The 15,017-nt window shown below is 44.4% G+C and carries 11 protein-coding genes and 2 tRNA genes; 7 read left to right on the top strand and 6 right to left on the bottom strand.

Annotation, left to right across the window (positions count from 1 at the left end; genetic code table 11):
- The first annotated feature begins 91 nt into the window (after positions 1 to 91).
- From DWX84_RS21995 to DWX84_RS19210, 5 genes are all read left to right on the top strand, one after another.
- A complete protein-coding gene (locus DWX84_RS21995) occupies positions 92 to 2,092 on the top strand; it encodes an ATP-binding protein (protein WP_229103523.1) in 2,001 nt (666 codons plus the stop codon).
- Between the two features lie 72 nt (positions 2,093 to 2,164).
- The gene (locus DWX84_RS19225; RefSeq protein ID WP_005854990.1) at positions 2,165 to 2,806 is read left to right on the top strand and encodes a bifunctional nuclease family protein; all 642 of its coding nucleotides are present in this window, start codon (positions 2,165 to 2,167) and stop codon (positions 2,804 to 2,806) included.
- Positions 2,803 to 4,119 (top strand): NupC/NupG family nucleoside CNT transporter, encoded by a 1,317-nt coding sequence (locus DWX84_RS19220; RefSeq protein ID WP_005865014.1) that lies wholly within the window; start codon positions 2,803 to 2,805, stop codon positions 4,117 to 4,119. Before DWX84_RS19225 ends, DWX84_RS19220 begins: the two co-directional genes overlap by 4 nt.
- A gap of 31 nt (positions 4,120 to 4,150) precedes the next feature.
- Positions 4,151 to 4,849: a 16S rRNA (uracil(1498)-N(3))-methyltransferase gene (locus tag DWX84_RS19215; protein WP_005865012.1), complete on the top strand. Its 699-nt coding sequence runs from the start codon at positions 4,151 to 4,153 to the stop codon at positions 4,847 to 4,849.
- A gap of 109 nt (positions 4,850 to 4,958) precedes the next feature.
- Positions 4,959 to 5,696, top strand: a complete 738-nt coding sequence (locus DWX84_RS19210; RefSeq protein WP_005854980.1) for a DUF1080 domain-containing protein — start codon at positions 4,959 to 4,961, stop codon at positions 5,694 to 5,696.
- Positions 5,697 to 5,784: 88 nt separating this feature from the next.
- Here DWX84_RS19210 and guaA (DWX84_RS19205) read toward each other — a convergent pair whose 3' ends face one another.
- The 4 genes from guaA (DWX84_RS19205) to DWX84_RS19185 all read right to left on the bottom strand — a co-directional run bounded on the left by guaA (DWX84_RS19205) (position 5,785) and on the right by DWX84_RS19185 (position 9,258).
- A complete protein-coding gene (gene guaA, locus DWX84_RS19205) occupies positions 5,785 to 7,092 on the bottom strand; it encodes a glutamine-hydrolyzing GMP synthase (RefSeq protein WP_005854978.1) in 1,308 nt (435 codons plus the stop codon).
- 51 nt (positions 7,093 to 7,143) lie between these two features.
- Positions 7,144 to 8,664, bottom strand: coding sequence for a glutamine-hydrolyzing GMP synthase (gene guaA / locus DWX84_RS19200; protein WP_008773325.1), 1,521 nt, complete (start codon positions 8,662 to 8,664; stop codon positions 7,144 to 7,146).
- Between the two features lie 391 nt (positions 8,665 to 9,055).
- Positions 9,056 to 9,127 (bottom strand) — tRNA-Cys (locus DWX84_RS19190).
- A 59-nt stretch (positions 9,128 to 9,186) separates the two neighbouring features.
- Positions 9,187 to 9,258, bottom strand: a tRNA-Cys gene (locus DWX84_RS19185).
- A 165-nt stretch (positions 9,259 to 9,423) separates the two neighbouring features.
- On the opposite strand from DWX84_RS19185, the gene rfbC reads away from it, so the two are divergent.
- Together rfbC and rfbB are read left to right on the top strand one after the other, a co-directional pair.
- Complete coding sequence (gene rfbC, locus DWX84_RS19180) at positions 9,424 to 9,981, top strand: dTDP-4-dehydrorhamnose 3,5-epimerase (RefSeq protein WP_121961393.1); 558 nt, start codon at positions 9,424 to 9,426, stop codon at positions 9,979 to 9,981.
- 13 nt (positions 9,982 to 9,994) lie between these two features.
- The gene (gene rfbB / locus DWX84_RS19175) at positions 9,995 to 11,134 is read left to right on the top strand and encodes a dTDP-glucose 4,6-dehydratase (protein WP_048928649.1); all 1,140 of its coding nucleotides are present in this window, start codon (positions 9,995 to 9,997) and stop codon (positions 11,132 to 11,134) included.
- Here the strand turns inward: rfbB and DWX84_RS19170 are convergent.
- Positions 11,126 to 14,425: an AsmA-like C-terminal region-containing protein gene (locus tag DWX84_RS19170; protein ID WP_121961392.1), complete on the bottom strand. Its 3,300-nt coding sequence runs from the start codon at positions 14,423 to 14,425 to the stop codon at positions 11,126 to 11,128. The two genes, rfbB and DWX84_RS19170, sit on opposite strands and share 9 nt — an antisense overlap.
- A gap of 144 nt (positions 14,426 to 14,569) precedes the next feature.
- A partial coding sequence (locus DWX84_RS21990) for a polysaccharide biosynthesis protein (protein WP_233573967.1) occupies positions 14,570 to 15,017 on the bottom strand: 448 nt, incomplete at its 5' end.

Below are 15,017 nucleotides of genomic sequence, written 5' to 3'. Positions count from 1 at the left end.
AAGATTGGTCGTCCGTGACGGATAACCATTTTTTTTGCTTTGATAATCAAAAAAACTTCTACCTTTGCAAAAGATCTATCTATTAAGAATCATGAAACACACACATAAATATTTAATTTTTGCCATATTCATATTTCTTGTCTCTTTGTTAACCCTAGGTTGCCAAGAAAAAGAAGAAAAGAAAGTTGTGCTTATCCATTCTTTTGAGCAAAAGAAAGATACCTACCCGATTTTTAATGAAGTGCTGGAACGAACATTCAATAAGCAAAAAATAAACCCGAAGATTCATACATTCTATCTAGATTGCGAGCAATATCTGGATAGTGCCGAAATAGCCCGAATGTATAATTATATTGACTCGATCAAAGAGATTAAACCCGATATCATATTAGTAAACGATGATCAAGCTTGCTACTCTTTATTAGCTTGCGGACACCCGTATCTAAAAGAAATACCGATTGTTTTCGCCGGCGTAAATTATCCGAATTGGTCGCTTTTAAAGAAGTACCCCAATCTTACCGGACTACACGACAAACAAGACTTCATCAAGAATATAGAATTTATACATAAATTATTCGGAGTATTGCAAATCCAGATTCCTTGCGACCGGACAATCCTTGGAAGAAAATCCTTTAATGACTTTTGGCAACAAATACAAGGACACCCGGAAATAGAAATAATCCGCCTTAAAATCCGGGGGCTAGAGTTAGATAAAATCGGAACAAATGACAGTCTATTTGTAAAGAGGCTCATAGACCTTACCCAAAATGGCACTCAGATACGGTCGCTACCGGGAAAAAACTGTATAGCAAAAATAAATACCCTTCCATACCGAGTTTTACCGGGATCTTCTTTGCTCTTTAATTTGTCCGGCACTCTGGATCAAAGCACTTATCTAGATATAAAATACGATCATACCTCCGAAGCTTTTTATCAATTAGTCAATTATCCCAGCTTCTCCGCTCATTACGAACCGATTCAATATCATCCGGCTAAAAGACGGAATCGATACATCGGAGGTTATTTCACATCCGTAGAAATACAAGCACGAGAACAGGCGGAAATGGCTTCGTTAGTGTTGAAAGGGACCCCTGTCGCAGAAATTCCGATCAAAGAAAGCAGTAAGGAATATATTCTCGTATGGCATACCATAAAAGCATGGGGAATACCTATCGAGAAGATCCCTTCTTATGCCCGTTTAGTCAATATCCCTTTTTATGAGCTATACAAGAAACAGCTGATCGCTTTCATTTGCGTAGCGTTCATCTTTATCAATATCGTTGCCACGGGATTATGGAAGCTATATTCCAGAGAACAGAAATATAAGAAATTAGCGCAAGCCAATTTGGTAAAACAGAACAAGGAACTGGAAGTAGCCTTAGAGAAGGCTAAAGAGTCCGACCAAATGAAATCGGCATTTTTAGCGAATATGAGCCATGAGATACGGACTCCATTGAACGCTATTGTCGGATTCTCGAATCTTATGAACACAGACATCGAGCTTAGTAAGGAAGAACGGGAAAACTTTACCGAGTTAATCAATACGAACAGCGATCTGTTATTGAACCTTATCAATGATATCTTAGATCTTTCCCGTATCGAATCGGGCCGTATGTCATTCTCTTTCCAGCAATATTCTCTAAATGAATTAATAAGCACGATTTACCAGACTTTCCAAGTTTTAATGCCGGAGAACGTAGAACTTCGTATGCAAATACCGGAAAAAAGCATATCCATTCCCACGGATAAGTTTCGGTTGACACAAGTGATTACCAACTTTCTTAGCAACGCTATTAAATTCACGCAAAAGGGATATATATTGATTGGTTATGAATACCGAGAGGAAGAGCGGCATGTACATATTTTCGTAGAAGATACCGGCATTGGTATCCCGAAAGAAAAGCAAGACGCCGTTTTCAATCGTTTCACGAAACTGGATGAATTCGCCAAAGGTACCGGCTTGGGACTATCCATTTGCAAAGTGATAGCCGAACGTTTCGATGGGTATATCGCCGTAGAGTCCGAAATAGGAAAAGGAAGCCGTTTTTCCATTATCCTTCCCCTTAACCCCAAACACACTGAAAGTGATTAATCACATTTATTCGCGATAATCCCGAAAATAATATTACTTTTGCTTTTGTATACAATTTTAAATTTCAGATCTGTGAGTACAAGAATAAAATTAAGGGTTCAAGGATTAGCGAACAGCCAAATTCAATCCGGGGCCTATGCGTTAATTTTGGCAGAGGAAAATGGTCCACGGCGAATTCCAATCATCGTAGGAACCGCTGAAGCACAGTCTATAGCGATCGCTTTGGAGCATATCGTACCTCCTCGTCCATTAACACACGACTTATTCGCCACTTTTGCGCAAGCCTTCAACGTCATTCTTAAGGAAGTCTACATATACAAATTCGAAGATGGTGTGTTTTACTCAGAATTAGAGTTTAGCGACGGTGAGCGCTCGATAAAGCTGGACTCTCGTACTTCCGACGCGATTGCCATAGCGCTTCGCGTAAATTGCGACATCTTTACTTCCGAGGAGATTGTAAAGGAATGCGGTGTCGTACTGGAAGACACCCTGTCCATCCCCGCTGACGAACCGGAGGAGGATGACAATTTATTAGAATTAGAACCGGATGAGATTAAGGACGAAGCCCAGTTAAAGAAATGGTTAAGCCTATTGGATATCCAAGAAATAAACGAGCGATTGGAAGACGCTATAGCGGACGAAAATTACGAATACGCGAAAATGTATAAAGACGAGTTGCGCCGTCGAGAAGAAGAGGAGGACACAAACAAATGATTGGAGAACAAGGAGGATTCGGACTGGTCTCACTTTTAAGAGGTCTGCTTGGGATCATTACGATTTTAGGTATCGCCTATGCGATGAGTTATGACCGTAAACGGATCGATTGGAAATTAGTAGGTGGAGGTTTGTTCATGCAGATCGTATTCGCCTTGGCGGTTTTATATGTGCCGTTCGTCGGAATCCTATTGGAAGGATGTGGCAAGATATTTGTTAAGTTGATGGACTTCACGGATGCCGGTCTTACTTTCTTATTAGGCCCGTATGCCTCTAAAGCGGCAGGATTCAGTTTCTTGCTTCATTCGCTACCGATTGTTATTTTCTTCTCCGCCTTGGTTTCCATGTTTTACCATTGGGGGATTATCCAGAAAGTAGTCGGTGCCTTTGCGTGGGTATTGCGTAAATTCATGAATATATCCGGCTCGGAGGGATTAGTGGCCGCCGGTAATATTTTTATGGGAATGACAGAATCTCCTGTGTTGATCAAGAATTACCTGCCGACGATGAATCGTTCGGAGATATTTTTGGTCATGGTATCCGGAATGGGTACGATCGCCGGTTCCGTAATGGGTACTTACATAGGTATGTTGGGAGGAACAGACCCGGCGGCGAAGGTTTTATTCGCCACTCACTTGCTCTCGGCTTCCGTAATGGCAGTACCGGGTTCAATCGTTTTAGCGAAAATGCTTTGTCCGCAGACGGAAGAAGCCACGGACCATGTAGCTATCTCCGGTAAGGAAAAAGAGAACTCGAATATTCTAGATGCCATCTCATCGGGTACGGTTACCGGCGTAAAGTTGATGACGAATATTGCCGCGATGTTATTGGTATTCATATCCCTTGTAGCGTTAGCGAATTATATTACGGAAGGTGTGATAGGACGTTATACCGGACTGAACGACTGGATTGTAAAGATTACGGACGGTAAGGCGCAGGGCTTGACCTTCCAGTTTATACTGGGTGTAATCACCTCTCCTTTCATGTGGTTGATCGGGGTTCCCAGCCAAGACATCATGTTAGTTGGTTCTTTATTGGGACAAAAGACCATATTGAACGAATTTGTCGCCTATTTCCAATTGCAGCAATGGAAAGATGCCGGATTATTCATGTATGAGAAATCGATCTTGATGTCTACTTATATCCTTTGCGGATTCGCTAATATATCGTCTATCGGTATCTTATTAGGCGGATTGGGCGTATTAGCCCCGGAAAAACGAGGATTAATTTCACGTATCGGCCTACCGGCCATGATCGGCGGAGCCCTGGTCTCTGTGCTATCGGCTACTATAATTGGTATGATCCTTGGGTAATTGAGAATTGAGAATTGAAAATTAGATGGTCATGCAGATTTTTTATACACCAGATATAACTATCAAGCCGGAATTACCGGAAGAAGAAGCAGGACATTGTATACGGGTACTTCGTCTAGGTGAAGGCGATGAGATAGTATTGACGGATGGGCAAGGCTCTTTTTATAAAGCGGCTATTAGCCGGGCGCATCCCAAACATTGTGAGGTGACCCTCTTAGAGAGTTGGAAACAACCCGATCTCTGGAACTTCAATCTCCATATAGCCATAGCTCCTACCAAAAACATGGACCGGATGGAGTGGTTCGTGGAGAAAGCGACGGAAATAGGGATCAATGCGATCACCTGTTTGAATTGTCGTTTCTCAGAGCGTAAAGAGATCAAGCCGATTCGATTGGAGAAGATATTGGTCAGTGCCATGAAGCAATCCCAGAAAGCGACTTTGCCGGCGTTAGAAGGAATGACAGATTTCAAGAAGTTTGTCGCCACTCCCTTTGACGGGCGTAAGTTTATCGCCCATTGCGAGGAAGGCGAGAAGCCACTATTAAAACATACGTATCAGCCGGGAGAGAATGCCTTAATCCTCATCGGACCGGAAGGTGATTTTAGCCCGGAAGAAATCAAGCTGGCTCAAGAGAATGGCTTCGAGCCGATCTCTTTAGGAGAGAGCCGGCTGCGTACGGAAACGGCTGCGCTAGTAGCTTGCCATACGATTCATGTGTTAAATCAATAGAATAATCCTATTTCCATTAAAAATACGTTAATCCTCATAAGGGTTATTAAGCAAATTGCTACATTTGTAATGATATTAACAAATCTAATCTAATAACAATTTAAGTAACATGAAAAAGTTGTTCAAATCATTCTTGATTCTTTCGGCCATAGCTATGGCTATCCCCTGTTTCGCTCAAACTCCGAATACATTGACTAAGAAGGAAAAAAAAGCTGGCTGGGAATTATTATTCAACGGAAAAGACTTCTCTGGATGGCGCCAATGTAACGGTACCGCTATGCCCGCAAACTGGGTTATAGAAGACAATGCCATGAAAGTATTTACCGGCGAAGGTAAGAAACCGGGACAAGGCGCTAATGGCGATATCCTTTACCAGAACAAGAAATTCAAAAACTTCGAGCTCTCGGTAGACTGGAAAGCGAGCAAGATGGGAAACTCCGGTATCTTCTATTATGTACGCGAAGTACCCGGTAAACCTATTTATTATGCGGCTCCCGAAGTACAGGTACTAGATAACGTGGACGCAACCGACAACAAATTAGCGAACCACTTAGCAGGTTCTCTATATGACATGCTTCCCGCAGATCCGAAAACAGTTAATCCTGCCGGCGAGTGGAATACGATCGTAATCCGTGTAAAAGATGGAAAAGTAACGCATACCCAAAATGGTAAGAAAGTTGTTGAGTATACTTTATGGAGCAAAGAGTGGGATGATTTGGTAGCTAACAGTAAATTCAAGAACTTCCCGGGCTTTACCGAAGGTATTTCTAAAGAAGGTTATATCGGTCTGCAAGATCATGGCTATCCGATCTGGTTCCGTAATATCAAGATCCGTGAACTAAAATAGTTCTTCGAATCTATCGTATATAAATAAAAAGCCCGGGATTCAGATAAATCACCGGGCCTTTTTATATCTGTTTAATAAGTAAGCCTAATTACTCCCACTCAATTGTCGCATTCGGTTTCGGAGACATATCGTAGCATACACGGTTCACGTTCTTCACCTCTTTCAAAATACGATCCGTAATCTTCATCAAGATAGGCCAATCAACCGGCTCGATCGTAGCGGTCATGGCATCTACCGTATTGACGGCACGGATAATCACGGGCCATTCGAAAGAACGGGCGTTATCACGTACGCCAACCGACTTAAAGTCGGGTACTACCGTAAAGTATTGCCATACCTTTTTATCCAATCCGGCGTTCTTGAACTCCTCCCGTAAGATCGCATCCGACTCACGTACCGCTTCCAGTCTATCACGAGTGATAGCGCCCAAGCAACGTACGCCCAAACCCGGTCCGGGGAACGGCTGGCGATAAACCATGTCATAAGGCAAACCTAACTCTACGCCACAAGCACGAACCTCGTCCTTGAATAATTGACGCAAAGGCTCAACCAACTCAAATTGCAAATCTTCCGGCAGACCGCCTACGTTATGATGGGATTTCACCATCTTAGCCGTCTTCGTTCCACTCTCCACGATATCCGGATAGATCGTTCCTTGAGCCAAGAAATCGATTCCATCTAATTTGCGAGCTTCTTCCTCAAATACACGGATAAACTCACCACCGATAATCTTACGCTTTTGCTCCGGATCTTCCACGTCAGCTAGCTTGTTCAAGAAACGATCTGTAGCGTCTACATACACCAAATTGGCATTCAACTGGTTCTTGAAGACCTCAACGACATCCTCGGACTCGCCCTTACGCATCAAACCATGGTTCACATGCACGCAAACCAATTTATCACCGATCGCTTTCAAAAGTAAAGCGGCTACTACAGAGCTATCGACACCTCCAGACAAGGCCAGCAGAACTTTCTTATCCCCTACCTGACGCTTCACCAACTCAATCTGGTCATTGACAAAATTCGTCATATTCCAGTTTGCCTCAGCCTTGCAAGTATCGAACACGAAAGACTTGACAGCGCCCTTGATCGCCTCGACATCATCCGTAAACTCCGGCAATTTAACCTCGCACAACGCCTTATCGTGACCTGCGGCCATTACAGGAGTGCCCATCTCGTAAATACCCGGATTCACGTCGATAGCTACACCGTCGATAACATTGTTTGGACCACCATTGATAATGATACCTTTCACGTTTGGCAAGGCTTTTAATTCCTCAACCGTGATGTCATGCGGATAAATCTCACTATAAACGCCTAACGCACGAATAGCACGAGCCAACACCGTATTCTCATGACTACCTAAATCCAAGATAACAATCATATCTTGCTTCATGTGACTTTTAAATTTTATTGATTTTACACTTTGTTATACCTAAGACAAATGTCACTCCCACTCGATGGTTGCAGGCGGCTTCGAGCTGATGTCGTACACGACTCTATTTACGCCTTTCACCTTATTGATAATCTCGTTGGAAACTTTGGCGAGGAACTCGTACGGAAGCTGCGCCCAATCGGCGGTCATAGCGTCCGTGGAAGTTACCGCACGTAAAGCTACCGTATTCTCATAGGTACGCTCATCGCCCATTACACCTACGGATTGAATCGGAAGTAAGATTACCCCAGCTTGCCAAATCTTATCGTAAAGTCCCCACTCACGCATCAATGACATATAGATATCGTCAGCGTCTTGCAGGATACGTACCTTTTCCGGCGTGATATCACCCAAGATACGGATACCCAATCCCGGTCCCGGGAACGGATGGCGCTTGATCAAATGCGGTTGCATACCCAACTCCATACCGACACGGCGAACCTCATCCTTGAAAAGAAGACGAAGCGGCTCGACGAGTTTCAAGTTCATCGTATCCGGAAGTCCGCCCACATTATGATGGCTCTTGATAACCGTACCTGTGATAGACAGCGACTCGATCACATCCGGATAAATCGTACCTTGCCCCAGCCACTTGATATCTTTCAGCTTATGCGCCTCCTCATCGAAGACATCGATAAATCCTTTGCCGATGATCTTACGTTTCTTCTCCGGTTCCGTAACGCCCGCTAGTTCTTTATAGAACTTATCTTTTGCGTTTACGCCAATCACGTTCAATCCTAAATGCTCATAATCCCTCATTACGTTCTCGAACTCATTCTTGCGCAGCAAACCATGATCCACGAAAATGCAAGTCAAGTTCTTACCGATCGCCTTATTCAGCAATACGGCCGTAACAGATGAATCCACACCGCCGGAAAGAGCCAAGATCACCTTGTCATCTCCCAATTGCTCCTTCAACTCAGCTACGGTAGATTCGATAAAGGAAGCCGGTGTCCAATCCTTGGCGCATCCGCAAATATTCAAGAAGTTATCCAGCAACTTCGTACCGTCTGTCGAATGGAATACTTCCGGATGAAACTGAACGCCCCACGTTTTCTCACCTTCCACATGGTAAGCGGCAGCCCTCACGTCGTCCGTGCTGGCGATCACCTTGAATTTATCCGGCAATACGGTAATCGTATCTCCATGAGACATCCATATCTGCGAACCCACATGAATCCCTTTCAGTAATTCATCCTCACCATCAATGTGCGACAAATTAGCACGTCCATACTCACGTGAATTAGCCGGTTCCACATTACCTCCGGATGTATAAGCTAGAAACTGCGCTCCATAACAAATACCTAAGACAGGATACTTCCCCCGTATCTCGGTCAAATCAGCCTTAAAGGCATTCTCGTCGTATACGGAATAAGGACTTCCGGAAAGGATCACACCTTTCACATCGGTAGCGTCATGCGGGAATTTGTTATAAGGAACGATCTCACAATACATATTCAACTCTCTGACCCTACGGCCGATAAGCTGGGTTGTTTGCGAGCCGAAATCAAGAATAATAAGTTTCTCGTGCATGCAATTATGATTATTTAATTGAGTGGCGCAAAGGTAGTAATAAATTCGGGAAGCATAAACACACTGGGCAAATATTCTTCCTTATCACGATACTTTTAAAGGATCTTCCCTTGTCCTATTACGCCTTTCTTCCTGAGACATTCATTATCCACCATCCGTTGCACGATCGTCCACCAACTGTTGCATGATCATGCAACGGATGGTGGACAATCATGCAACAGCCATTAGAAGATAAATACCTCAAGAGGAAAACCACAAATCCCCCTAAGGATCCGGCCAAGGGAAGCCATGAAAACAGCGAACCGCCCGACAACCCGACGAGGGTTCCGGACGGACAAAACAAAAAAAGCCTCGAAGCGTTCATTACAAACAACTTCGAGGCTTTCCTCCGAGGTTCCTGGCGGATTCGAACCGCCGTACATGGTTTTGCAGACCACTGACTAAGCCACTCATCCAAGGAACCGAATCAATCAAAAATAAAAGTAATTTTCAATTCTTAATACTGAATTTTCAATTACCAAGAGGTTCCTGGCGGATTCGAACCGCCGTACACGGTTTTGCAGACCGCTGACTAAGCCACTCATCCAAGGAACCATAACTTCAACACAAAACAACTACTTTTGTTTTGCGAGTGCAAAGAAAGAGAATAATATTGGAATTACCAAACTTTTCCTTTCTTTTTTATTTTTCCCTCCGAATATTATAGAAGTAGAGAAAATGAGCTTACCTTTGCCTATCAAATAGATAAATAACGAAAAAATGACTTATACAGAAACTGTAATACCGGGCGTATGGATCATTGAGCCAAAGGTATTGAAAGATGCGCGCGGATACTTTATGGAAGCTTTTAAGCAAGCGGAATTCGAGGCGCATATCGGAAAAATCCAGTTCGTGCAAGACAACGAATCTTGCTCCTCTAAAGGCGTATTACGAGGATTACACTATCAGCTAGCGCCCTATTCTCAATCTAAATTAGTCAGGGTGATCAAAGGACGGGTATTGGATGTAGCCGTAGATGTACGTGAAGGCTCGCCCACATTCGGCAAATATGTAGCTGTAGAGTTATCGGACGAGAATAAACGCCAGTTATTCATTCCACAGGGATTCGCCCACGGATTCCATGTATTAAGTGACGAGGCTATCTTTACCTATAAAGTAGATAATCCATATACTCCGACACATGAACGGGGAATCCGCTATGACGATCCCACGGTCCATGTAGATTGGAGCATCACAGATCCGGAATCGATCAACCTATCCGAGAAAGACACCAAGGCTCCATCGCTGAAAGACGCTGAGCTTAATTTCAAATACTAAACACTGTACAGATATGAAAACTTACCTAGTTACCGGTGCCGCCGGTTTTATCGGTGCCAATTTTATCAAACATATGCTGGCGAAATATGACGATATCAAGATCGTTGTCCTAGACTTGCTGACTTACGCAGGTAATTTAGGCACCATCGCCGAGGATATCGATGGAGTACGTTGCGAGTTCGTGAAAGGCGATATTTGCGACCGTGCCTTGGCCAACCAGCTATTCGAGAAATACAACTTCGATTATGTCGTGAACTTCGCCGCTGAAAGTCATGTAGACCGAAGCATCGAAAATCCCCAGCTATTCCTGCAAACCAACATCCTCGGTACACAAAACCTATTGGACGCCGCACGAAAAGCATGGGTTACCGGTAAGGCCGAGACAGGTTATCCGGTATGGCGTGAAGGTGTACGTTTCCATCAAGTCTCTACCGATGAGGTCTATGGAAGCCTAGGTGCCGAAGGGTATTTCCACGAGACCACGCCTTTAGATCCCCGAAGCCCGTACAGCGCCTCCAAGACAAGCGCGGACTTATTCGTAAAGGCTTATCACGAGACATATAAGATGCCGGTATCTATTACCCGTTGTTCCAACAACTACGGACCTTACCATTTCCCGGAAAAATTGATTCCCTTAATCATAAAGAACATATTGGAAGGTAAATCCCTACCTGTATATGGTGACGGCACAAACGTACGCGACTGGTTATATGTAGAGGATCATTGCAAGGCGATCGACGCCGTAATCCACCACGGGCGTGTGGGAGAGGTTTACAACGTAGGCGGTCATAACGAGAAGCAGAACATCGAGATCGTGAAACTCACGATCCGGACGATCCATCAACTAATGACCGAACAACCGGAATATCGCCAAGTATTAAAGAAAAAAGAGATCGGTGCCAATGGACAAATCTCTATCGACTGGATCAACGACAGTTTGATTACATTCGTAAAAGACCGTCTGGGCCATGATCAACGATACGCCATCGACCCGACGAAGATTACCAACGAATTAGGCTGGACACCAGAGACCTGCTTCGAGGTCGGTATCGTAAAAACCATCCGTTGGTATCTTGAGAACCAAAAATGGGTAGAGGATATCACCGGTGGAGATTACATGAAATATTACGAGCAAATGTATGGATCACGTTGATTCCTCAACGTGACCGTGTGTATGTGGATGAATCTCAGAGAGGCTGTTTCCTAATTCGGGAGCGGCCTCTCTTATTTGTTTCCGGATCGTCTCGCGTATCTCCTCACGCACATTCCTGCGGGTACTATCCAGTTCCGCTTGCTTGGCAGGTTTCAAGAAATCTTTATATTTACATTTCACTATCTTGAACTTGAAATCATCCAGATTCCCTTTTATATCGATACCCAACTTAAACGGTACCGGCGATTTTAAAACCGAGAGATGGTAATCGAACGTCATATCCAAATTATGCGTTCCTCCTACGGCTACTTTATACCGGTCCATCTCCACCAAGAATGGGAATACCTCGATCTTGTTATCATGGATCGCTAAATCTACCGCTATACTATCGATCATATTCCGTTTTTTATTCTTGAACATCAGCGTCTTCGATATCTCGGTAAATGTCTCACCATCCAGCAGCACCATATTCTTTCCGCTCAGGTAGCAAGAGGCATTTACAGACGGCAGCAACACGGACATCGTAGAATCCGCCTTGCAAGTCGCCGTCATCTGGCAATCTACCATGCCTTCGAACGAACGAAGCATAGGTACCAATGTATCGATATCCGGGAACAAACTGATTAACCGTTCCACTAAAATATCATTTAAGGACAACTCAAATCCCATAGTCGCCTCTTGATCTGTTTTGGTCGTATAAATCATCGTCAAATCTCCGGAACCGATATTCGAACTCATACATAAATCGCTCAGATTGATACTTTGATCCCGGATTACAACCTCACCTTTCACATCCTCCAACTTCAGATCCTTAAAATCTATTTTTTTAGCATTTGTATGAAGCGTCAGATCCAAGAATTTCGGAACGACAAATAGTTGAGAGATCGAATCCGTAGCGACACTATCCACGGTATTCGCTAATAGATGATCCGTCTCCAGTACGGAGATACTGTCTTCCGAGAAGGCCCTAACCGAGTTGGATGCCAATTGATCAGAAAACTGCAAACCTTTACCTATAGCTAGCATCAACTGGTTACAATCGATCAGATCGGATTCCAACTCGAAATTCGCTTTCAGCTTTCCTCCCCGTAGCATGGCCCGCCGGATGCCGCTAAGCTCTCCGCTCAAAGTAAGATCGCTCTTTCCTAAATGCAGGCGGGCACCACTCAACGTCATATTGTTAGTATTGAAATTCACGCTTGTCTCATCAATATACATCGGAATGGGGAATAAGCGGCTAAAGCCCCTCAATTGCTTAAACCTCACTTGTCCCCGAGCCTCCCATTGGCGTAAGACACTGTTTGAGGAAGCGACCGAATCCACTTGCGACCGCTGTCTATTCGCCCTTCGGGTGGTCTGCGTGCGCCTGCGCAAGGTATCACCGGCGGCGATACGGCGTTCACGTTGTTGACGAATCGCTTGCCGATAAGGTAATGCTTCCAAAGAGAACTGGCTTTCCGTCAGAACCATACCCGTCCGTAAAGGGATAAGAATATATTTTAAGGTGTCCACCGAGATCGTAGCTCCCGCCATAGGGATCCGCTTATCTGTAGAAGAAGCCTTGATGCCCCCTTTCAACACGGTCTTACCGGCCACCATCCAGGTAGAATCCGGCAACTTGGTGCGCAAATGATCAAATTCCAACCCTGCAGTCATAGGGATAACAGCCGTTGTATCAATAACCGGCGTCGTATTGGCTACCATCTTCAATCCACCGATATTCGTACTGATCTCATCCTTATACTTTATATTCAAGGTATCCACCGATAGATTAGCGCTCAACAATCCTTTCGCATTCAGATATTTACTTTCATTTTCCGTAGATCCTACAAACAGATTCGCCCCAGCGATATACATATCCACGCCTAACGGCTTACTAAACGCCTTGAAGCGATCAACCGTCAAATTGCCGGATGATTTGACCTTGGCGAAGCGGCTATTCACGATATCATCCACCTTAAACACCGTAGATAAATCAGCCATCACGGTACCCTCCAGCAGCAGTGTGTCGGGATTCAAGAACTCTTTAGCCAAACGGGTAAAATCGACCTGCCCTTTCATCTCCGCCCGAATCGCGGGATTCCTCCAGATATCCCTAACCTCGCCACTCATGGTCAGCGAGGTATTCAACCCGATCAATGTCAGCTCCTCCAAAGAGACATACGAAGAATCCGGGTAAGCGCCATTCAAATGTAAATCCACGTCCATGCGCAAGGTATCAATCCCCTGTTCAATACCTTTTACATGATAAGAACCATCCTCTATCTTGCAGCATAAGTTCACGGTCGGAACGATACTATCCCCTAATTCTCCACGGATATCCCCTTCCAAAATAATACGTCCCTCAGCAAGTGTTTTATCCCGATCCTTAAAATATTCATCCGGAATAAAATGTAAGAGATCATTCATATCGGAAACCTTCAACCCGAAAGTCATATCGATCCGTGACGGATTATCCTCGGTAGCCGGCACCATAAAGCCATCCGCCGTAAAAGGCAGGTTATTCACCAGCAACTCCGCGTCCCTCAACCCAATCCGGTGAAGTCCGTCAGCCAACAACAAACGTCCCTTGAAGCGTAACGCTAACTTATTCGCCAAAGAATAAGACGGGCTACGGAATACGATCGAGGAAGAACCGGTCTCCACATCCAACTTATTTCCTCGTTGGGTCAAAAGGCCGTCTATATGTAAAAAGAAACCATCGATCGCCGTATATAAATCCTGCTGCCGGTCATCATAGACAAAATGCCCATTCGTAATATGCACTTGCTGCAAATCTATTTTAGGCAATGGAGATGACGATGATTCATCTACCGAATCCATCTCACTTTGATAAATCTCCCAATTCGCCTTTCCCTCCTCATTCACATAACCATAAAAACGGATACTATCCATGATAACCCGAGGAATCGTCACTTTCCCGCTAAACAGATAATCCGTAGGGTTAAATACGACGATCGCTTTTTTGAAAGACAGCAAAGAATCCGAAGGAATCATCAAATCCTCCTGATGTTCTATAGAATCCTCAGCCTGATGTGAGATCAAACGCCCATTTGTCAACTTCACTCCCAGATAAGGATACGTCTCGAAATAAGTCAACTCCACCCGCTCACATTCCAAGTGCGCCTCTATGAATTCGTTTGTTTTTTCTACGACCAGCGGTGTCAGCTTCTCCGGAGGTAAGACCGCCCATTTCAGTATACCAACCCCGATCAAGGGAAGTATGAAAAAGATCCCGACCAACGCAGACACAACAACCAGCAATATCTTTCTTATTCGTACCATACTCATTCCTTCATCTTATCACAAACAACACTAATTAAATTGTATGAGCAAAAATACGAAATACTATCCCAAAGACAACGCTTATATCATAAAAAAAGGCCCCCCGCAATGAGAGACCTTCTTTTTACATCTTATTTATTTTTCTACAATTTATTTATCCAGAACCTCGTATTTAGAATGCTGGCTCTTGAACTCAGGAACAATCTCCTTCATCCGCTTCACGATCTGCATATCCCCCTCCACGGCACACGCCTGCACCAAGGCATCGATCCGCAGATTGGCGTCAGCGTAGTCATACGCACGGACTTGGGCGATCTTGATTTTCGGATGAAAAGTAGGCTTGGTAGTCTCCTCCTCATTGAGTACCTCCTCATACAACTTCTCCCCGTCCCGCAATCCCGTGAACCGGATCTCGATTCCCTTCACGCCGCTCAGACGGATCATACGCTCAGCCAGATCCACGATCCGTACAGGTTTACCCATATCGAACACGAAGATCTCGCCCCCATTACCCATCGTACCGGCCTCAAGGACTAGCTTACAAGCCTCCGGTATCAACATGAAGAAACGAATGATATCCTTGTGCGTCACCGTCACC

This window comes from Parabacteroides sp. AF21-43 (assembly GCF_003635435.1).
Taxonomy (GTDB): domain Bacteria; phylum Bacteroidota; class Bacteroidia; order Bacteroidales; family Tannerellaceae; genus Parabacteroides; species Parabacteroides distasonis.
Note: the sequence above shows the minus strand (reverse complement) of the source record. Positions and strands in the feature narration are given on the sequence as shown.